This is a genomic window from Mesorhizobium sp. B2-4-2, assembly GCF_006442845.1.
Lineage (GTDB): Bacteria > Pseudomonadota > Alphaproteobacteria > Rhizobiales > Rhizobiaceae > Mesorhizobium.
Genome location: NZ_VFVM01000002.1, coordinates 292,902 through 313,442 on the forward strand (window position 1 = coordinate 292,902; position 20,541 = coordinate 313,442).

A 20,541-nucleotide genomic window follows, 5' to 3' on the forward strand; every position below is an offset into this window, starting at 1 on the left:
TTGGAGAATGACGGCCAGATGTGTCAGGGTTCGGCCAGCTAAACGCCGATCTTCCGGGGCTCCATGGCAATTCTGGCCGCCGTCTATCACCTGACCCATTACAAATACGACCGGCCGGTGGTTCTTGGTCCCCAGGTGATCAGGCTCCAGCCGGCGCCACATTCGCGCACCAAAGTGCTCAGCCATTCGTTGAAGGTCGAGCCGGCGAACCACTTCGTCAATCTCCAGCAGGACCCCTACGGCAATTTCCTCGCCCGTTTCGTCTTTCCCGACCCGGTGAGCGAACTCAAGATCGAGGTCGACCTCGTCGCCGACATGACGGTCTACAACCCGTTCGATTTCTTCGTGGAGGAGACGGCGGAAAATTTCCCGTTCGAGTATCCGGAAGAGACACGCAACGACCTCGCCATCTATCGCACACCGGAACCGGCAGGCCCGCTGCTGTCGGCGTTCCTGAAAACCATCGATACCAGCCCGAAAAACACGGTCAATTTTCTCGTCGACCTCAATGCCCGGCTGCAGCGCGAAATCGCCTATATCGTGCGCATGGAGACCGGCGTGTTCTCGCCGGAGGAAACGCTGGCGGCCGCCAAAGGGTCGTGCCGCGATTCGAGCTGGCTGCTGGTGCAGATCCTGCGCAATCTAGGCATCGCCGCGCGCTTTGTCTCGGGCTATCTGATCCAGCTCAAGCCCGACCTCGTCGCGCTCGATGGGCCGGCCGGTACATCCGTGGATTTCACTGACCTGCACGCCTGGTGCGAGGTCTATCTTCCCGGCGCTGGCTGGATCGGTTTCGACCCGACTTCGGGTCTGCTTACCGGCGAGAGCCATGTACCGCTTGCCGCCACCCCGCATTTTCGCAATGCAGCGCCCATTTCCGGCATGGCGAGCTTTGCCAATGTCGAGTTCGGCTTCGACATGCGGGTCGACCGCATCGCGGAGCATCCGCGCATCACCAAGCCGTTCTCGGATGAAAGCTGGCATGCGCTTGATGCGCTCGGCAACAAGGTCGATGCGGCGCTGGCGGACGGGGATGTACGGCTGACCATGGGCGGCGAGCCGACCTTCGTGTCGATCGACGATTTCGAGTCCGCCGAGTGGAACACCGCCGCCGTCGGCCCGACAAAACGCGAAAAGGCCGATGCGCTGATCCGGAGGCTGCGCGAGCGCTTCGCGCCTGGCGGCTTCCTCCATTATGGCCAAGGCAAATGGTACCCCGGCGAAAGCTTACCGCGCTGGACCTTTTCGCTCTACTGGCGCACCGACGGCCAGCCGGTGTGGAGCGACCCGTCGCTGATCGCGCGGGAGAAAAGCGAAGCCAATATCGATCCGAAGCAGGCCGAGAGCCTGCTGACAGCGATCGCCGGCGAGCTCGGCATCGAAACGTCCATGGTCAGCGAAGCCTATGAGGATCCGGCCGAGTGGCTGCTCAAGGAAGGCAAGCTGCCGGAGAATGTCGATCCGTCCAATTCGAAGCTGGAGGATCCCGAAGAGCGCAGCCGCATGGCGACGGTGTTCGAACGCGGGCTAACCAAGCCGTCGGGCTATGTGCTGCCGGTGCAGCGCTGGAACAGCCAGGCGTCGGGCCAGCGCTGGCGCTCGGAAAAATGGACGACGCGGCGCGGGCGGCTGTTCCTGGTGCCGGGCGATTCACCGGTCGGCTACCGCCTGCCGCTCGGCACGCTGCCTCACGTGCCGCCGGAGCAGTTTCCCTATATCGTTCCGGTCGATCCGTCGCAGCCGCGCGGTGCGCTGCCCGTGCGGGAGGCGATCTTGCCCATGGCGGCTCCGGCCGATCCTCAGGGCGCCGATGAAATGGCACGCCGCCAGCAGGCGGCATCGTTCACGGCCGCGACCGCCCAGCAGGACCGGGTCGAGCAGGAGATCACCGAGATCGGCGGTGCGGTGCGTACCGCGCTTTCGGTCGAGCCGCGCGAGGGACGGCTCTGCGTGTTCATGCCGCCGGTCGAGGCGCTGGAAGATTATCTTGAGCTGGTGGCAGCAGCCGAGAACGCGGCCAAGGCGATCAGGTTGCCAGTGCACATCGAGGGCTACGGCCCGCCGCATGATCCGCGCCTCAACGTCATCCGCGTCGCGCCGGACCCTGGCGTCATCGAGGTCAACATCCACCCGGCTGCCAACTGGCAGGATTGCGTGGCGACGACCACGGCGATCTACGAGGAGGCGCGGCAAACGCGGCTTGGCGCGGATAAATTCATGATCGACGGCCGCCACACCGGCACCGGCGGCGGCAACCATGTTGTGGTCGGCGGCGCGACCCCCAATGACAGCCCGTTTCTGCGCCGCCCCGATCTTTTGAAGAGCCTGGTGCTGCAATGCCAGCGGCATCCCTCGCTGTCTTATCTCTTCTCCGGCCTGTTCATCGGCCCGACCAGCCAGGCGCCGCGCTTCGACGAGGCGCGCCACGATTCGCTCTACGAGCTTGAAATCGCCATGGCGCAGGTGCCGCGTCCGGACCAGGGCAGCGTGCCTTTGCCATGGCTGGTCGACCGGCTGTTCCGCAACCTTTTGACCGACGTCACAGGGAACACGCATCGCTCGGAAATCTGCATCGACAAGCTGTTTTCGCCTGATGGACCGACCGGACGGCTGGGCCTGGTGGAATTCCGCGGCTTCGAGATGCCGCCCAATGCGCGCATGAGCCTGGCGCAGCAACTGCTGGTCAGGGCGATCATCGCCCGTGCCTGGAAGAACCCGCTCGACGGCCGTTTCGTGCGCTGGGGCACGTCGCTGCACGACCGCTTCATGCTGCCGCATCATGTCTGGGCGGATTTTCTCGACGTTCTCGACGACCTCAAGCTCAACGGTTTCACGTTCCGCCCCGACTGGTTCGACGCGCAGCTCGAGTTCCGCTTTCCCTTCTGCGGCGAGGTCCAATATGCGGGCGTCAAGCTGGAACTGCGGCAGGCCCTGGAGCCGTGGCATGTCATGGGCGAGCAGGGGGCCATCGGCGGCACCGTGCGCTTCGTCGATTCCTCGGTCGAAAGGTTGCAGGTCAAGACCGAAGGGCTCAATCCGGAGCGCCATGCCGTCGTCTGCAACGGCCGCATCGTGCCGATGAAGGTTACCGACAACAGGGAAGTCGCGGTGGCGGGCGTGCGCTTCAAGGCGTGGCAACCCGCTTCGGGCCTGCATCCGGCACTGCCGATCAATACGCCGCTGGTGTTCGATATCTACGACCGTTGGTCGGGTCGGGCGGTTGGCGGCTGCGTCTATCATGTCGCGCATCCGGGCGGGCGCAGCTACGACACTTTTCCGGTCAACGGCAATGAGGCGGAAGCGCGCCGGCTCGCCCGCTTCGAGGCGCGCGGCCACACGCCGTCGGCCTATGTGCTGCGCGAAGAACAACCCACGGAAGATTTCCCCATGACGCTTGACCTTCGGCGTCCACCAAGACTCTGATCTGACATGGCAAAGGGGAATCACAAGCGGGTACGCGGCAAGGCGCAGATCCATCGCCTGCTGGAGCACTACCAGCCGATCGACGGCGTCGTCGACGAGATGGTCGACGCTTCGGGCAATCCCCGTCCGGCCTGGAAGCGTTTCATCGAGGCGCTCGACGATCTCGGCGCCGAAGAACTCGCCCAGCGTTTTGCCCGTGCCGACCAGTATCTGCGCGACGCCGGCGTCTACTATCGCGTCTACGACAAGGCCGGCGCCAACGAGCGCGAATGGCCGCTGGCGCATGTTCCGGTGCTCATCGAGGATGCCGAGTGGGCAGCGATCAGCGCCGGCCTGGTGCAGCGCGCCGAGCTGTTCGAGGAGATCATCGCCGATATATACGGGCCGAACCGGCTGGTCGAGAAGGGCATCCTGCCGGCCGGACTGATCGCGGCAAGCGCCGAATATTTGCGGCCCGTGGCCGGAACCAGGCCGGCAGAGGGGCATTTCCTTCACTTCTGCGCTTTCGAACTTGGCCGCGGGCCGGACGGCCGCTGGTGGGTGTTGGGCGATCGCACTCAGGCACCATCCGGCGCCGGCTTCGCGCTGGAGAACCGCGTCGCCACGACGCGCGCGCTGTCCGATATCTATGGCGAGATGCATGTGCATCGCCTCGCCGGTTTCTTCCGGCGTTTCCGCGACGCGCTGATCGGTATGGCCAGGGAAGCCGACGGCCGCGTCGCCATATTGACGCCTGGACCGCTCAACGAAACCTATTACGAACACGCCTATATCGCCCGCTATCTCGGCATCATGCTGCTCGAAGGCGAGGACCTGACCGTTTCCGGGGGCCGGCTGATGGTGCGCACCGTTTCCGGGCTGATGCCGATCAGCGTGCTGTGGCGGCGGCTGGACGCGGCGTTCGCCGATCCGTTGGAACTGCGCTCGGAGTCGCAGATCGGCACGCCGGGACTGGTCGAGGCGATCCGGCAAGGCAGCGTCTCGACCGTCAATGCGCTCGGCTCGGGCCTGATGGAAACGCGCGCGCTGCTTGCCTTCCTGCCCAAGATCGCGCGTGAATTGCGGGGCGAGGAACTCAAGCTGCCCACCGTCGCGACATGGTGGTGCGGTCAGGCATCCGACCGAGCGCATGTGCTCGCCAATATCGACCGCATGGTGATCGGGCCGGCGCTGTCGACGAGGCTGGCCTTCGAGGACGACGACCAGACTAGGCTTGGCTCCGCGCTGTCGGCCGGGGAGCGGGCGGACCTGGTGGCGCGCATCGAACGCGACGGCGACGCTTTCGTCGGCCAGGAAGCGGTGACGCTTTCGACGACGCCCGTCTATGTCGGCGGATGGCTGGAGCCGCGGCCGGCGAGCCTGCGTGTCTACCTGGCGCGCACGCCCGAGGGCTGGACGGTGATGCCGGGCGGGTTCGCCCGCGTCGGCCTGTCGCTCGATCCGACGGCAATCGCCATGCAGCGCGGCGGCCAGGCGGCCGACGTATGGGTGGTCAGCGATCGGCCGGTGGAGCGCGAGACGCTGCTGCCACAAGAGGGTGACAGCTTCAGCCGCACCAGGCCGGGCAGCCTGCCCAGCCGCGCAGCGGAAAACCTGACCTGGCTCGGCCGCTACATCGAACGCTCGGAAGACACGGTGCGCATCCTGCGCGCCTATCATGTGCGGCTCGCCGAAACTTCCGATCCGGATATGCCGCTGCTGGCCGACATCAGGGATCATCTCGAACCGCTCGGCATCGATGTCGAAACAGCGATCCCATCGGGGCTGATCGGCACGCTGGACAGCGCGGTCTACAGCGCCGGCCAGATCCGCGACCGTTTCTCGCCGGACGGCTGGCTGGCGCTCAAGGACTTGTCGAAGACCATCCATCAGTTCGCGACGACGGTGGCGCCGGGGGATGACGCGACGCGGGCGATGACCGTCATCCTGCGCAAGCTCGCCGGTTTTTCCGGCCTGCTGCACGAGAACATGTACCGCTTCGCGGGCTGGCGCTTCCTGGAGATCGGCCGGCGGCTGGAGCGCGGCATACAGATCGCCAGCACGCTCGCCCGGCTGACCAGTGACAAGGCGCCGGACGGCGCGCTCGACATGATGCTGGAGATCGGCGACAGCGTCATGACGCACCGGCGGCAGTACCCTGTGCAAGCCGGCCGCCGCACGGTGATCGACCTTCTTGCGCTCGATCCGCTCAACCCGCGTTCCATCCTGTTCCAGCTCGAACGGCTGAAGGCCGAGATCGGACTGCTGCCGGCGATCGGTGGCGAGGGGCACATGTCGCCTGCTGCCAAGGAAATCCTGCAGCTCAACACAGCCATCGCCATCAAGGAGCCAGCGGACATGACGGTGAAGGCGCTGAACGATCTCGCCGGCGAGATAGGCGGGCTCTACCGCAGCCTAGCCAAGGCCTATTTCGGATAAGGCGGCGCTCCGGCATGCTCTACGACATCAGGCTTCACCTTCACTATGACTACGCCGCCGTCGCCGGCGGCGGCCGTCACCAGGTGCGCGTGTTGCCGCCGACCATCGACGGCGTGCAGCGCGTCGTCGCAGCGTCGCTATCCTTCGCGCCGGCGCCAAACGAACGCTCGGATTTTTCCGATTTCTTCGGCAACAACATCACCTCGATCGCCTTCCGCGACGCGCATGACGCGCTCGACATCAGGATGAGCGCGCGCGTGGCGGTGTCGCGGCCCGAGCCCGGGCTCGACGTGTCGCCCGACCTTAGCCGGCTGCGTCAGGAGCTCGCCGCCGTGCGCTCGCTGGCGCCGGATACCCCCCACCATTTCCTGGCCGCCAGCGGTCACGCCGGCATCGATGCGGCGATTACCGCCTATGCGCGCGACAGCGTCGGCGGCTCCGCCGCCGGTACGGCGATGAACCTCTGCAATCGCATCCACCGCGATTTCACCTATGACAACGAGGCAACCACCGTCCGCACCAGGGCAGGCGATGCCTTCCGGCTGAAGCGCGGCGTGTGCCAGGATTTCTCGCATATCATGATCGCCGGCCTGCGCGGGCTTGGCATACCGGCCGGCTATGTCAGCGGCTTCCTGCGCACCATTCCGCCCAAGGGCAAGGCCAGGCTGGAGGGCGCCGACGCCATGCATGCATGGGTCAAGGTGTGGTGCGGGCGCGATGCCGGCTGGCAGGAGTTCGACCCGACCAACGGCATGCGGGCCTCCAACGATCACATCACCGTCGGCTATGGCCGTGACTATTCGGATGTCGCGCCGATCGTCGGCGTTCTCAAGACCACCGGCGGACAGGTCGGAGAGCAAGCCGTCGACGTTATTCCGGTGGTGCTGGAGAAGACCTGACGTCAGGCCTGCTTGCGCAAAGCGCCTTGCAGGGTTCCGCCCCGGCGTGGGTGGCCGCCGACTTTTCGGACAGGAATGGAACCAGTGCTCGGCCCAGAGGCTTATCTACGGGTGTTTCCGTGGGGCCAGCATGCTGCAGAAATCCGGATTGACTATCGACGGCGAGGCCGCACCAAAGAACGGCGCTCAGATCTCTGCCGAGGATGCCGCACTGATCTATGTCAGCGATACCGAGCCCGGTATCCGCCGACTGAAAGCGGGCAAGGGATTTTCCTACAGGGGACCTGACGGAAGGCCGGTCTCGGATGCCACCCGAGCGCGCATCGAGGCGATCGTTATCCCGCCGGCCTGGACGGATGTGTGGATCTCGCCCGAGGCGGACGGCCATATCCAGGCAACCGGCAGGGATCAGCGCGGGCGCAAGCAATATCGCTACCATCCGCGTTGGGCCGAGGAACGCGACAGCGCCAAATATTCGAGCCTTGTCGCTTTCGCCGAAAGCCTGCCGGAGCTTCGGCGTAGGATGGACAGCGACCTGCGCCGCCATGGCCTGCCGCTCGAACGCGTCGTCGCCGCGATCGTCTGGCTGCTCGACAACACCATGATCCGAGTCGGCAACGCCGCTTACGCCCGCGACAACAAGAGCTTCGGCCTGACGACGCTACGGGACCGCCATGTCGACATCAAGGGATCGAGCCTGCGGTTCGCCTTCAAGGGCAAATCGGGCAAGGAATGGAAATTGAAGCTGGTCGATCGCCGCATCGCGCGAATCGTGCGCGGCGCGCAGGATCTGCCGGGCCAAAAGCTGTTCCAGTATCTCGACGAGGACGGCAACAGACACCCGGTGCGCTCCGAGGACGTCAACCGCTACATCCGCGAGGCCATCGGGGATGCATTCAGCTCGAAACATTTCCGTACATGGGGCGGCACCATCCACGCCGCGTCGCTATTTGCGCAAACGGTGCTGCCCGACAGCCAGGCACAGCAGAAACGGGCGATGAACAGCGTCATCGACAGGGTCGCCGAGCGGCTGGGCAACACGCGCGCCGTCTGCCGCCAATGCTATATCCATCCGCAAGTCTTCGAAGCATGGCTGCAGGGACGGCTGCTTGCCGAAATGGCGGAAGCCAACAAGCGCAAACGATCGATAGACGGTCTCGATGACGAGGAAGCGCTCGTGCTGCGATGGCTGAAGACGCACGAAAGCGGACCCGCGGCAACCAGCGGCCGCTGAATCCGCGGCGCCTCGATTTTTTTATCGACGCCGTGTCGGGATCGGTCCTAGTGTTTCGTCCTTTGACACAGAAGAGGACAAACCATGCTCTACGCGATCTTGTGCTATGCTTCCGAAGACGTCGTCTGCTCCTGGAGCAAGGAACAGGACGACAAGGTCATGGCCAACATTCTCGATGTCCAGCAGAAATACGCGGACGCCGGCCGGCTTGGCCCGGTGGCGCGGCTTTTGCCGACGACGGCGGCGACGACGCTGAGGAAGGTCAAGGGCGAATCGATCGTCATCGACGGGCCGTTCGCCGAGACCAAGGAACAGTTCCTCGGCTTCTACACGCTCGAATGCGCCGATCTCGACGAGGCGGTGGAGTTCGCGCGCGAACTTTCCGAGGTCAATCCGAGCGGCGGCTCCTACGAAATCCGGCCGGTATCCATCTTCAATCCCACTAGGGCCGCCGTATGACCGAACTTGCCTGGATCAGCTCAGCGATCAGCGCCGCCCGCCCGCAGGCGATGGGTGCGCTGCTGCGCTATTTCCGCGACCTCGATACGGCGGAGGAAGCTTTCCAGGACGCTTGCCTCAGGGCGCTGAAGAACTGGCCGCAGAACGGTCCGCCGCGCGATCCGGCGGCCTGGCTGATCTTCGTCGGACGCAACAGCGGCATCGACGCGGTGCGCAAGCGCGCCAAGCAGGCGCCGATGCCGGAAGAGGACCAGATATCTGATCTCGAGGACGCAGAGAGCGACATCGCCGAGCGGCTCGATGGCGCGCACTACCGCGACGACATATTGCGACTGCTGTTCATCTGCTGCCATCCCGACCTGCCGGCAACGCAGCAGATCGCGGTGGCGCTGCGCATTGTCTCCGGCCTTACGGTCAAGCAGATCGCGCGCGCCTTCCTGGTCGGCGAAAGCGCCATGGAGCAGCGTATCACTCGCGCCAAGGCACGTATCGCCGACGCCGGCGTGCCGTTCGAGACGCCGGGCGCGGTGGAGCGCTCGGAGCGGCTCGCCGCGGTCGCGGCCATGGTCTACCTGATCTTCAACGAGGGCTATTCGACCAACAGCGGCGAGGCGCCGGCCCGCGCGCCGCTGTGCGAGGAGGCGATCCGGCTGGCCCGGCTGCTGCTCAGGCTGTTCCAGACCGAGCCGGAGATCATGGGGCTGACGGCGCTGCTGCTGCTCCAGCATGCGCGCGCACCGGCCCGCTTCGATGCGGACGGAGAGATCGTTCTGCTCGAGGATCAGGACCGCAGCCTGTGGAGCCGCAAGATGATCGATGAAGGGCTGGCGCTGGTCGACAAGGCACTGCGCCACCGAAAGCCCGGCCCTTACCAGGTGCAGGCGGCGATTGCCGCGCTGCATGCTCGGGCTGAAAAGGCCGAGGACACGGACTGGGTGGAGATCGACCTGCTTTACGGCCTGCTCGAACAGATGCAGCCGTCGCCCGTCGTCACCCTCAACCGTGCGGTCGCGGTTTCCAAGGTGAGCGGACCGGAGGCCGCGCTCGCCATAATCGAGCCGCTGGAGCAGAGGCTTTCCGGCTATTTCCACTTCTTCGGCCTCAAGGGCGGGCTTTTGATGCAACTCGACCGGGGCGAGGAGGCGCGGGTCGCCTTCGATCGCGCCATCGCGCTTGCCAACACCGCGGCGGAAGCGGCCCATATACGCATGCACATCGACCGGCTGATGAAGGACAGCGCAGCGCGCACCGCAAGCTGACCCTGGTTCAATGGTCTGGCCCGAGCTTGGACCATGCCGGGGTGGCGATTTTTTCCTGAAACCGCTATTGGCACGCCAAGACAGCGCCACCCTGCGCCTGACCGCATAGGGAATGCACGGCGCAATGCTTTGACCACGCCACATGAATGGCGGGATCTGAAAGGGACAGACATGACGATAGCGAAGGAAACCGCCGAGCTGCTGGCGAAACTGGGTGTTGCCAAGGAGGCGCTTGTCGGCGGCGACCTGATCGTGCGCAGCCCGGTCACGGGCGAGCAGATCGCGGCATTGAGCACGATCTCGCCGACCGATGCGGCCAGGACCATCGATGCCGCGCACAAGGCGTTTCAGGCCTGGCGGCTGGTACCGGGCCCGAAGCGCGGCGAGCTGGTGCGGCTGCTCGGCGAGGAATTGCGCGCGCACAAGGCCGAACTTGGCCGGCTGGTGTCGATCGAGGTCGGCAAGATCCCCTCGGAAGGGCTCGGCGAAGTGCAGGAGATGATCGACATCTGCGACTTCGCCGTCGGTCTTTCCAGGCAATTGTACGGACTGACCATCGCCACCGAGCGCCCAGGACACCGGATGATGGAAACCTGGCATCCGCTCGGCGTGGTCGGCGTCATCTCCGCCTTCAACTTCCCGGTCGCGGTGTGGTCGTGGAATGCGGCGCTGGCGCTGGTCTGCGGCGATGCGGTGGTATGGAAGCCTTCCGAAAAAACGCCGCTGACGGCGCTGGCCTGCGAGGCGATCTTCAAGCGCGCCGTCAAGCGCTTCGGCACTGATGCGCCGGAAGGGCTCGCGTCGGTGCTGATCGGCGACCGCGCCGTCGGCGAGATTCTGGTCGATCATCCCAAGGTGCCGCTGGTCTCCGCCACCGGCTCGACCCGCATGGGCCGCGACGTCGGCCCGCGCCTGGCCAAGCGCTTTGCACGCGCGGTGCTGGAGCTCGGCGGCAACAATGCCGGCATCGTCTGCCCGACCGCCGATCTCGACATGGCGTTGCGCGCGATTGCCTTTGGCGCGATGGGCACGGCGGGCCAGCGCTGCACGACGCTGAGGCGCCTGTTCGTGCATGACAGCATCTACGACGCCTTGGTACCGCGGCTGAAGAAGGCCTATCAGAGCGTCTCTGTCGGCAATCCGCTGGAGACGTCGGCCCTCGTTGGGCCGCTGATCGACAAGGCAGCCTACGAAGCCATGCAGAAGGCGCTGCAGGAAGCGTCCGCCCACGGCGGCAAGGTGACCGGCGGCACGCGGGTCGAGAATGGCCATCCGGACGCCTACTACGTGCATCCGGCGCTAGTCGAAATGCCCAGCCAAGTGTCGCCGGTGACCGAAGAGACGTTCGCGCCGATCCTCTATGTGATGAAGTATTCCGATTTCGACGCCGTGCTTGACGAGCACAATGCGGTGGGAGCGGGGCTGTCGTCGTCGATCTTCACCCGCGACCTGCAGGAGTCCGAGCGCTTTCTCGGCGTCGACGGCTCGGACTGCGGCATCGCCAATGTCAATATCGGCACGTCGGGCGCCGAGATCGGCGGAGCCTTCGGTGGTGAAAAGGAAACCGGCGGCGGCCGCGAGAGCGGCTCCGATGCGTGGAAAGCCTATATGCGCCGCGCCACCAACACGGTGAACTATTCCAAGGCGCTGCCGCTCGCCCAGGGTGTGTCCTTCGACATCGAGTGACATTGCGGGTTCCGGCTCGGGTGACCTTGCGCACCCGGGCCGTTCTGCGGCCTGAGGTTCACTGCTGAGGGCAGTTATGCTGTCATTCTTCGTATGGTGCTGACGTCCCGCCGCCGAGGCGGTTTTTTTGTTTCAAAGGATACACAGCGGCACGGACCGCCTTCATAGCCTGGGCAGCGGCGAGTCTCTCAGTGGTCGGTGGAAAAGCATGCTGCGAAGGCGGCATCCACGATGGCCAGCTTGGCGGCCTGGACGGTCATGTATTCCTGAAAGAAGCGGTGCGAGACCCACATCACGGAATTGCCGCGCTGGCCCAGCCAGCCGATGCTGCCGAGCGCCTCGGCATCGCGTAGTTTTCGGGCGAGGTGGGTGCGCGACAGTTTGAGCCAACTGGCGAATTCCGCCACCGAGACCACGCTGGTCGGAATCCGATCTAGGCCGGCATGGTCGGGGTCGATGCCGGACATGAGCCGATCCATGACGATGCCGCCATTGTTGAGCCAGATGAACAGGGAAAAGGTCTGGTTGGGTTCGCGCACCGGTTTGGACGAAAGCAGGCCGTCGGCCACGAGGGGCTGCAGGGCGGCGAGCATATCGGGCCGCTCCAGGTATCTCGCCAGCCGGTCCGCGCCGTCGAGTCGGTCAAGGGTCCGTAGATGTGCGTGCACCCATCCGGTGAATGTCCGCACCGTGTCCGCTGTCGGCTGCAACGGGTGGGTGCGCCCGTCTCCGCCCGCGACGTATTCGGCGATGCGGTAATTCAGCATCTCCTTGATGAAAGCGTCGGCGGTGTTGCGGCTGGCGACCTTGTGCTGATGCACGAACTCGATGAAGCGCGACACCGTCAACGCGGTGCGACGGTCGCCCGGGTCGCGCCTGAAATGCATGGCAAGGCCGACATGGCCCATCAGCCAGCGCTGCTGCGTGGCGAATATGGAAGCAAGCCGCGGGCTGGCTTCGTAGATGTGGATCAGCGCCAACGACTGCTCCTGGACGTGGCGGTGCAGATCCGGATGAGCGGCTATGTCCTCGATGTCCAGCATCCGCCTCCTTCTGGTTGGCCAAGCTTACTGCGCTCCAAGAGCGGGTCGCGTCGAAGCGGATTCATGCGACGCGCTTTTGGCTTTTTTCGTGCATGTCGTCCTCCCAAAACCGAGGTTACTTTTGGGCGACATGCATTAAGACATTTTCAGCCTTGCGCTTTTGTGTCCAGATGAGACAGCTCGGACTAAAGTCCAGTTCTGTAGCCAATGATGGCGGCGAGACGTCGGCGGCAACCCACACGGCGGCAAGTACGGCGCGCTTAGCGATCTGGACAACCGCAGCTACGCCCCGGGTGTCGTCCTGCCGCCCGGCCATGATGGGCTGACGCGGGGTCCGCCGGCGCATACGCATCGGGAGGCCGCCGATGGCGGGTTCTGCCGCCTACTCGGCCGCCTGAACGCGATGTGCCTGGATGATGGCGCGGATCTCAGAGCGGCAGGAGCCGCAATTGGTGCCTGCCTTCAGCGCGGCGCCGATGGCTTCCACGTTCGTGCAGCCGGAAGCCACCGCCGCCGTGATCTGCTTGATCCCGACGTTGAAACAGGAGCAGACGGTCGCGCCGGCATCGGGCCGTTCGGCGCCGGCGCGGCCGGCGACGATGCGGAAGCGCTCGCGTTGGCTGGCATGGGCCTCTTCGAGCTGCTGCGTTGCCCATCCGCGCGACACGGCGACCGGGCCGGGAGCGACGAACAGGGCGCCCGCGAGCTGTACGCCATCGAAGGCGGCGATGCGATGCTGGCCGGCATCGCGGTCGTGATAGGCGAGTATTTCGGCATCGGTCGAGGCGCCGAACAGGGATTGGGCAAAAGTCGTCCAGTCGATTTTGTCGTCTGCAAAGGCGAGCTCGACCCGCCAGCCATCCCTGCAGCGGGCCACGGCCCAATAGTCGCCGGCGATCGCTTCGGGCCTTTGTCGGGTCACGGCGAAGCCGAACGCCATCGCGGCGAATTTCTCGATGTGCACCGCGACGTGCTTCAGTGCCGGCTGGCCGGAAACTGGGTCGGTGAGTGGCGCGGTGAGCGTGTCGAGCCGGCCCTTGGCGGTGAACTGGTCCGTCCAGTGCATCGGCGCGAAGATGCTGCCCCGGCGCTGGCGGGACGTGATCAGCGCGCGCACGAGCACGGCGCCGCGCGGGCTGGAAACGCGCGCGATGTCGGCGTCGCCGATGCCGTATCGCGCGGCGTCGTCGGGATGAATCTCGACGAAGGGTTCGGCGATGTGCTGCGACAGACGCGGGCTTTTGCCGGTGCGTGTCATGGTGTGCCAATGGTCGCGGACACGGCCGGTGTTGAGGATGAGGGGGAATTTCTCGTCCGTGCGGGTTTCCGTGACAGGGCGGACGGCGATGAAGCGCGCCTTGCGGTCGGGCGTGTAGAAATTGCCGTCGGCGAAGAAGCGGGTGTTCGGTGGCCCTGCTTTATCGTTCTCCGGTTGGGGCTCAGCTTGAACGTTCCCCTCCGAGAGATGTCGAGCCCAGGCGCCCCCCTCTGTCCTGCCGGACATCTCCCCCTCTAGGGGGGAGATCGGCAGTTTTGTCGACGGCGCTCGTCCTGCGGTATCGGCGATTGGCGAAGGCCGTCGTGGCATCCAATCTCCCCCCTTGAGGGGGAGATGGCCGGCAGGCCAGAGGGGGGCGCCTGGGCTCGGCGCCGGCCATTGGAATGGCGCAAGCGCTTCGTAAGCTTTCTCATCGACACCGGCATACCAACCAATATCGAAATCGCGCGCGCCATCATTCTCGAAGCCCGACAGCGCCGCGTGCTCGGCGAATATCCCGGCCGGCGCGTCATAGGAAAACGCCTCGCCAAACCCCATCCGCCGCGCCACTTCCGCAATGATCCACCAATCTGGCCGCGCCTCGCCGGGCGCGGCCAGGAACGGGCGCTGGCGCGAGATGCGGCGCTCGGAATTGGTAACGGTGCCGTCCTTCTCGCCCCAGGCGGTGGCCGGCAGCCGGACATGGGCATGGCGCACCGTGTCTGTGTCGGCCTGCACGTCCGACACCACCACAAACGGGCAGGCCTTGATCGCTGCTTCGACGGCGTCGGCATCGGGCATCGAATCGACAGGATTGGTGGCGAGGATCCACAGCGCCTTGATCCGCCCGTCGGCGACCGCCCGGAACATGTCGACCGCTTTCAGGCCGGGCTTTTGCGCGATGTCAGGTGCATTCCAGAAGCGCTTCACGCGTTCGCGATGCCCCGAATTTTCAATCTCCATATGCGCGGCCAGCATGTTGGCCATGCCGCCGACCTCGCGTCCGCCCATGGCGTTGGGCTGGCCGGTGACCGAGAACGGCCCGGCGCCGGGCCTGCCGATGCGACCGGTGGCGAGGTGGCAGTTGGTGATGGCGTTGACCTTGTCGGTGCCGGACGACGACTGGTTGACGCCTTGGCTATAGACCGTGACGGTCTTGGCGGTCGCGGCGAACAGGCCGTAGAAGCGGGCGAGCTCGTCCTCGCTCAGGCCCGTGGCGGCAGCGATGCCGGCAAGGTCGAGTGCCGAGGCGGCGAAAAGGGCTTGTCCGAAGCCGGTCGTGTGAGCGGTGATGTAGGCGCGGTCGAGCGCATTGTGCTGGCCGAGCCAGGCGAGCAGGCCGGTGAACAGGGCGACGTCGCCATCCGGTGCGATCGCCAGGTGCATGTCGGCGATATCGGATGTCATGGTGCGGCGGGGGTCGACCAGGACTATCTTCATTTCCGGGCGCTTCTCACGCGCGGCAGCTATGCGCTGGTAGAGCACGGGATGGCACCAGGCGAGATTCGAGCCGACCAGCACGATGAGATCGGCAAGCTCCAGATCCTCGTAGGTTCCGGGCACCGTGTCGGAGCCGAAGGCGCGGCGATGGCCGGCGACCGAGGAGGCCATGCAGAGGCGCGAATTGGTGTCGATATTGGCCGAGCCGATGAACCCCTTCATCAATTTGTTGGCGAGATAATAGTCCTCGGTCAGCAACTGGCCGGAGACATAGAAGGCGACCGCATCCGGCCCATGTTCGGCAATGGTTTGCGAGAAGGTCGACGCGACAAGATCGAGTGCCTCATTCCAGGAGGCGCGGCGGCCGTGGATCTCGGGGTGGAGCAGCCTGCCGTCGAGGCCGATGGTCTCGGCAAGAGCAGAGCCCTTGGAGCAGAGCCGGCCGAGATTCGCGGGATGGTCGGGGTCGCCGCGGACCGACACCTGTCCGTCCGCGGCGACCTTCGCCAGCACGCCGCAGCCTACCCCGCAATAGGGGCAAGTGGTCCTCACCTCGCGTGCTTCGCCAATCTGCATGGGTCAGGCCGCGCGGCTTGCCAGCGCTTCGAGCGCGATGAACAAACGCTCGCCCTCGATCTTCACCGGAATGGTGCGCACCGCGCCCTCGTCGGCGCCGAGCGCCTTGCCGGTCTCCAGCGAGATGACCCAATTGTGCAGGGGGCAGGTGACCGCCGCGCCATGCACGATGCCCTGGCTCAGCGGCCCGCCTCTGTGCGGGCAATGATCGTCGATGGCGAAGACCTGATCCTCGGCGGTGCGGAAGATAGCGATCTTGCCCTGCGGCGTGGCAACACAGCGCGCGCCCCGGCGGGGGATGTCGGACAGGGAGCCGATCGGTGTCCAGGTCATTGGGTCGCCTTTACTTGATACGAATGCGCCCAGGCGCCCCCCTCTGTCCTGCCGGACAATTCCCCCTCAAGGGGGGAGATCGGCAGTTTTGCTGATGGCGTCCGTTCTGCGAAGTTGGCGATTGGCAAAGGCCGTTGTGGCATCCAATCTCCCCCCTTGAGGGGGAGATGGCCGGCAGGACAGAGGGGGGTGGCTCGCGCGAACATCTCCATCACTCCGCCGCCTCCGCGAACCCGACCGAGGCCATCGGCCGGAACTCGTGCTTGTCCTTGCCTGACACGCGTTCCGACCACGGATCGACCTGGGCGAATTTCTGGGAAAAGACGAAGCGGTCGTAGAAGGCCTTGCGCTTGTCGCCATCGTTCATGATCTGGCGCTTGATCTCGGCGATGCCGACGCGCTTGGCCCATTTGTAGATGCGTTCGAGATAGCGGGCCTGCTCGCGGTACATCTGCGTCAGCGCCACGATATGCTCCAGCGCTTCGTCCTCGGTCTTGACCAGGCCAAGCACTTCGGTGCCCTTGATGTCGAGGCCTGCCGCACCCGCGAAGTGGATCTCGTAGCCACTGTCGACGCAGATGACGCCGACGTCTTTGCAGGTCGCCTCGGCGCAGTTCCTCGGACAACCCGACACCGCCATCTTGACCTTGGCCGGCGTCCACGAGCCCCACATGAATTTCTCGATGCGGATGCCGAGGCCGGTGGAATCCTGCGTGCCGAAGCGGCACCAGTCGGAACCGACGCAGGTCTTCACCGTGCGCAGTCCCTTGGCATAGGCGTGGCCGGAGACGAAGCCGGCCTGGCCGAGGTCGGCCCACACCGCCGGCAGGTCTTCCTTGCGGATGCCCAGCATGTCGATGCGCTGGCCGCCGGTGACCTTGACCATCGGGATATCGAACTTATCGACGACATCGGCGATGGCGCGCAGTTCGGCGGCATTGGTGACGCCGCCCCACATGCGCGGCACCACCGAATAGGTGCCGTCCTTCTGGATGTTGGCGTGGACGCGCTCGTTGATGAAGCGTGACTGGTAGTCGTCCGCGTATTCGTCCGGCCAGTCGCAGACGAGATAATAGTTGAGTGCCGGCCGGCATTTGGCGCAGCCGCAGGAGGTTTTCCATTCCAGTTCCTGCATGATCGCGGGAATGGTCTTCAGCGCCTTGGCCTTGATCAGCCGGCGCACCTCGTCATGGCCGAGCGTCGTGCAGGAGCACATGGGCTGTACGGCGGCCGGGTTGTACTTGTCGCCGATGGTCAGCACCATAAGTTTTTCGACCAGCCCGGTGCAGGAGCCGCAGGAGGCCGACGCCTTGGTGTGCGCGCGCACGTCGTCGAGCGAAGTCAGCCCCTTGGCCGCGATCGCGCCCGTGATCTTGCCCTTGCAGACGCCGTTGCAGCCGCAGATTTCCGCATCATCCGGCAAGGCTGCAACGGCCGCCATAGGGTCCAGTGGGGCACCCCCCTGGTAGGACTGGCCGAAGATCAACGTATCGCGCATTTGCGATATGTCTGTTTGCTTCTTCTTGAGGTCGTTGAACCAGGCGCCGTCCGCGGTCTCGCCGTAGAGCACGGTGCCGATGATGCGGTCGTCCTTGAGCACGAGGCGCTTGTAGACGCCGGCCGCCGCGTCGCGCAGCACGATCTCCTGGCGGTCCTCGCCATCGGCGAAGTCGCCGAGCGAGAACAGGTCGATGCCGGTGACCTTGAGCTTGGTCGGCGTGTCCATGTGGACAAAACCGGCCGCCTCGTCGCCGGCGAGCTGGCGGGCGGCGACGCGGGCCATCTCGTATAGGGGGGCGACCAGCCCATAGATCTGGCCGTTGACCTCGGCGCATTCGCCGAGCGCGTAGATGTCCGGGTCGTTGCTGCGCATGCCGGCGTCGACGACGATGCCTCTGTTGACGGCGATGCCAGCCTCCTTCGCCAGCGCTGCGTTCGGCCGGATACCGACGGCCATCACCACCAGCGTCGCGGGGATGACGGTGCCGTCGACGAGTTCGACCTGCTCGGCCTTGCCGTTGCCCGTGATCGCCTTTGTATTGGCCTTGGTGACAACCTTGATCCCGCGCTGCTCGACGGCGCGCTGTAACAGATAGCCTGCCGCCGGATCGAGCTGGCGCTCCATCAGCGTCGGCATGACATGCAGCACGGTGACGTCCATGCCTTGCGCGTTGAGGCCCGCTGCTGCTTCCAGTCCGAGCAGTCCGCCGCCGATGACCACAGCCTTGGCGCGCGACTGGGCCGCGAGCATCATCGCCTGGACGTCGTCGAGGTCGCGATAGGTGAGAACGCCGGGCAGGTTGTGGCCGGGCACCGGGATGATGAACGGCACCGAGCCGGTGGCGATGACAAGCTTATCGTAGGGTTCGGTGACGCCGTGGTCCGACGTGACGGTCTTCGCTGCGCGGTCGATGGCGACGATCTTGTGGCCCTTGTAGAGGGTGATGTTGTTGGCGATGTACCAGCCGTCGCCATGGATGATGATTTCTTCGTAGGCCTTCTCGCCCGAGAGGACCGGCGACAGCATGATGCGGTCGTAATTGACGCGCGGTTCGGCGTTGAAGATGGTGACGCTGTAGCGGTCCGGCGCCTGTTCCAGCAGGTGCTCCAGCATGCGCCCAGGGGCCATGCCGTTGCCGATGATGATGAGTTTCTCGGTCATGTTCCTAATCCGCTCCGGTGTCACTCTGCAGCATAGGAAAGGGTCGACGCCTTGGTTGATGCGGCCCGCCCCATCCGCCTGACGCTGACATGCATCCAGGCAAAGCAGGCGACGACGAGGACGAAGAGCAGCATGAAGCAACTCGACCAGACGCCGGTGAGATCGTTCAGCGCGCCAAAGGCGATCGGCAGGATGAAGCCGCCAAGGCCGCCGATCATGCCCACGACGCCGCCAACGGCCCCGACGCTCTGCGGATAGTAAGCCGGGATATGTTTGTAGACGGCGGCCTTGCCGAGGCTCATGAAGAAGCCGAGCACGCAGGCGACGGCGATGAAGGCGAGCGGGCCGATCTCGAAATGGAAGGCGATCGGCCCGCTGATGCCGCGCACCACATAGTCTGCCGAGGGGAGAGACAGCACCAAGGTCGCGACGGCACAAACGGAGAAGGTCCAGTAGAGTACGGTACGAGCGCCGACGCGGTCGGACAGCACTCCGCCATAGGCGCGGAAGATGCTCGCGGGAATCGAATAAGCCGCGCCGATCATGCCGGCGGTCGCCAGCCCGAAGCCGTAAACGCCGATCAGGTAGCGCGGCAGCCACAGCGACAGCGCCACGAACGCACCGAAGGAGAAGAAGTAATAGAAGGCGAAGCGCCAGACCTGCGGGTTCTTGAGCGGCGCGAATTCCTGCCAGAAGCTCCTCGCAGGCGTGGTCTTGCCGGCGCGGCGCTCGCGAATCACGGGATCGTCGCCGGTCGTGAACCAGAAGATGGCGGCCATGATGACGAGTGCTGCCGCCCAGATCAGCGCGACCGATTGCCAGCCCCAGGCGAGAAGCACGAAAGGCGCCAGGAATTTGGTGACAGCGGCGCCGACATTGCCGACACCGAAGATGCCGAGCGCCGTGCCCTGCCTGCCCGCCGGGAAGAAGCGCGAGACATAGGCGACGCCAACGGCGAAGGAGCCGCCGGCAAGCCCGACGCCGAGTGCAGCGATCAGCATCTGTCCGTAAGTGTGCGCAAAAGCGAGCAGGAAGGTCGCTACCGCCGCAGCGAGCATGGTGGCGGTGTAAACCAGCCGTCCGCCATAGCGGTCGGTCCAGACGCCGAGCACCATGCGCACGAGGGAGCCGGTGAGGATCGGCGTGCCGACGAGCAGGCCGAACTCCGTCTCGTTCAGCCCAAGTTCCTGCTTTATGCGCACGCCGATGATGGAAAAGATCGTCCACACCGCAAAGCAGACTGTGAACGCGATGGTGGACATCAGGAGCGCCTGCCGGGGGGCATTGTCCTGGCTGGGCGCGGCTGGGAGGATTGCGGTCATGTCAGGCTCCGGTTTGCGATGGAGAAGCACCGCGCGTGTTTTCTTGATCGATGGTCAGCGGCGCGGCATCAGCGCGGCGAGCTTGGCGCGTTCACTTGGGCACCTTTGCCCTCGGCCACGGCGCCAACCGGGAACAGCATCTTCGCTGCGACGAACAGCGCCGCCGCCAGCGCGCTGCTGGCGACAAAATCGCGGCGCGTGAAATCCTTGAGGGTTGTTCCAGTTCCGATCCGTTTCGTCATCGTCGTCTCCGGTTGGGCGCTGCCTGGGACCAGCACCGTCGATTGCGTGTTCGGCCAAACAAAAAAGCCGCCGGCCAGGTCTTCGCGTCCGGGAATCCGGATCGCGTCTTGACCTGAGCGGCAGCTTTGCCTGTGGGCGCCCGCCATTGGACGCCTGTTCCGTGACCCACTAAGGGTCTGGTTATTTCAATGCAGGAACCGTGCCAGTCTCGCCTTAGAAAGGAATTTCGAATGAATTCAGCTGAATAGCCGATTCACGGGCAGATCCGGCCACCAGGTGACAAGGC

Annotated in this window: 13 protein-coding genes; 7 read left to right on the forward strand and 6 right to left on the reverse strand. The window is 65.1% G+C overall.

Annotated features, from left to right (window positions below):
* The first annotated feature begins 63 nt into the window (after positions 1–63).
* The 7 genes from FJ942_RS05095 to FJ942_RS05125 all read left to right on the forward strand — a co-directional run bounded on the left by FJ942_RS05095 (position 64) and on the right by FJ942_RS05125 (position 11,378).
* On the forward strand, positions 64–3,423 hold the full coding sequence (locus tag FJ942_RS05095) for a transglutaminase family protein (RefSeq protein WP_140897305.1): 3,360 nt from the start codon (positions 64–66) through the stop codon (positions 3,421–3,423).
* A 6-nt stretch (positions 3,424–3,429) separates the two neighbouring features.
* Positions 3,430–5,841, forward strand: a complete 2,412-nt coding sequence (locus tag FJ942_RS05100; RefSeq protein ID WP_140897306.1) for a circularly permuted type 2 ATP-grasp protein — start codon at positions 3,430–3,432, stop codon at positions 5,839–5,841.
* A 14-nt stretch (positions 5,842–5,855) separates the two neighbouring features.
* Complete coding sequence (locus FJ942_RS05105; RefSeq protein ID WP_140897307.1) at positions 5,856–6,740, forward strand: transglutaminase family protein; 885 nt, start codon at positions 5,856–5,858, stop codon at positions 6,738–6,740.
* A gap of 130 nt (positions 6,741–6,870) precedes the next feature.
* Positions 6,871–7,974: a DNA topoisomerase IB gene (locus FJ942_RS05110; RefSeq protein WP_140632602.1), complete on the forward strand. Its 1,104-nt coding sequence runs from the start codon at positions 6,871–6,873 to the stop codon at positions 7,972–7,974.
* Between the two features lie 84 nt (positions 7,975–8,058).
* Positions 8,059–8,433, forward strand: a complete 375-nt coding sequence (locus tag FJ942_RS05115; protein ID WP_140513613.1) for a YciI family protein — start codon at positions 8,059–8,061, stop codon at positions 8,431–8,433.
* A complete protein-coding gene (locus tag FJ942_RS05120; protein WP_140632605.1) occupies positions 8,430–9,692 on the forward strand; it encodes an RNA polymerase sigma factor in 1,263 nt (420 codons plus the stop codon). Before FJ942_RS05115 ends, FJ942_RS05120 begins: the two co-directional genes overlap by 4 nt.
* Positions 9,693–9,863: 171 nt before the next feature.
* Positions 9,864–11,378, forward strand: coding sequence for an aldehyde dehydrogenase family protein (locus tag FJ942_RS05125; RefSeq protein ID WP_140897308.1), 1,515 nt, complete (start codon positions 9,864–9,866; stop codon positions 11,376–11,378).
* Positions 11,379–11,566: 188 nt separating this feature from the next.
* Here the strand turns inward: FJ942_RS05125 and FJ942_RS05130 are convergent, their stop codons facing one another.
* From FJ942_RS05130 to FJ942_RS05155, 6 genes are all read right to left on the reverse strand, one after another.
* On the reverse strand, positions 11,567–12,421 hold the full coding sequence (locus FJ942_RS05130) for a hypothetical protein (protein WP_140496181.1): 855 nt from the start codon (positions 12,419–12,421) through the stop codon (positions 11,567–11,569).
* 382 nt (positions 12,422–12,803) lie between these two features.
* On the reverse strand, positions 12,804–15,695 hold the full coding sequence (locus FJ942_RS05135) for a nitrate reductase (RefSeq protein ID WP_140816684.1): 2,892 nt from the start codon (positions 15,693–15,695) through the stop codon (positions 12,804–12,806).
* 3 nt (positions 15,696–15,698) lie between these two features.
* Positions 15,699–16,028, reverse strand: a complete 330-nt coding sequence (gene nirD / locus FJ942_RS05140; RefSeq protein WP_140522291.1) for a nitrite reductase small subunit NirD — start codon at positions 16,026–16,028, stop codon at positions 15,699–15,701.
* A 211-nt stretch (positions 16,029–16,239) separates the two neighbouring features.
* The gene (gene nirB / locus FJ942_RS05145; RefSeq protein WP_140897309.1) at positions 16,240–18,690 is read right to left on the reverse strand and encodes a nitrite reductase large subunit NirB; all 2,451 of its coding nucleotides are present in this window, start codon (positions 18,688–18,690) and stop codon (positions 16,240–16,242) included.
* A gap of 20 nt (positions 18,691–18,710) precedes the next feature.
* Positions 18,711–20,012 carry a nitrate/nitrite transporter gene (locus FJ942_RS05150; protein ID WP_140556650.1) on the reverse strand — a complete coding sequence of 434 codons (1,302 nt, stop codon included), beginning with the start codon at positions 20,010–20,012 and terminating at the stop codon, positions 18,711–18,713.
* Between the two features lie 68 nt (positions 20,013–20,080).
* A complete protein-coding gene (locus FJ942_RS05155) occupies positions 20,081–20,401 on the reverse strand; it encodes a hypothetical protein (protein WP_140496176.1) in 321 nt (106 codons plus the stop codon).
* Positions 20,402–20,541 lie beyond the last annotated feature (140 nt).

Bases quoted from the DNA above. Each gene is read 5' to 3' on its own strand.
- FJ942_RS05120 (WP_140632605.1), top strand. From the start codon at position 8,430: ATGACCGAACTTGCCTGGATCAGCTCAGCGATCAGCGCCGCCCGCCCG.
- FJ942_RS05110 (WP_140632602.1), top strand. From the start codon at position 6,871: ATGCTGCAGAAATCCGGATTGACTATCGACGGCGAGGCCGCACCAAAG.
- FJ942_RS05155 (WP_140496176.1), bottom strand. From the start codon at position 20,401: ATGGCGGGCGCCCACAGGCAAAGCTGCCGCTCAGGTCAAGACGCGATC.
- nirB (WP_140897309.1), bottom strand. From the start codon at position 18,690: ATGACCGAGAAACTCATCATCATCGGCAACGGCATGGCCCCTGGGCGC.
- FJ942_RS05100 (WP_140897306.1), top strand. From the start codon at position 3,430: ATGGCAAAGGGGAATCACAAGCGGGTACGCGGCAAGGCGCAGATCCAT.
- FJ942_RS05115 (WP_140513613.1), top strand. From the start codon at position 8,059: ATGCTCTACGCGATCTTGTGCTATGCTTCCGAAGACGTCGTCTGCTCC.
- FJ942_RS05150 (WP_140556650.1), bottom strand. From the start codon at position 20,012: ATGACCGCAATCCTCCCAGCCGCGCCCAGCCAGGACAATGCCCCCCGG.
- FJ942_RS05105 (WP_140897307.1), top strand. From the start codon at position 5,856: ATGCTCTACGACATCAGGCTTCACCTTCACTATGACTACGCCGCCGTC.
- nirD (WP_140522291.1), bottom strand. From the start codon at position 16,028: ATGACCTGGACACCGATCGGCTCCCTGTCCGACATCCCCCGCCGGGGC.
- FJ942_RS05125 (WP_140897308.1), top strand. From the start codon at position 9,864: ATGACGATAGCGAAGGAAACCGCCGAGCTGCTGGCGAAACTGGGTGTT.
- FJ942_RS05095 (WP_140897305.1), top strand. From the start codon at position 64: ATGGCAATTCTGGCCGCCGTCTATCACCTGACCCATTACAAATACGAC.
- FJ942_RS05130 (WP_140496181.1), bottom strand. From the start codon at position 12,421: ATGCTGGACATCGAGGACATAGCCGCTCATCCGGATCTGCACCGCCAC.
- FJ942_RS05135 (WP_140816684.1), bottom strand. From the start codon at position 15,695: ATGCAGATTGGCGAAGCACGCGAGGTGAGGACCACTTGCCCCTATTGC.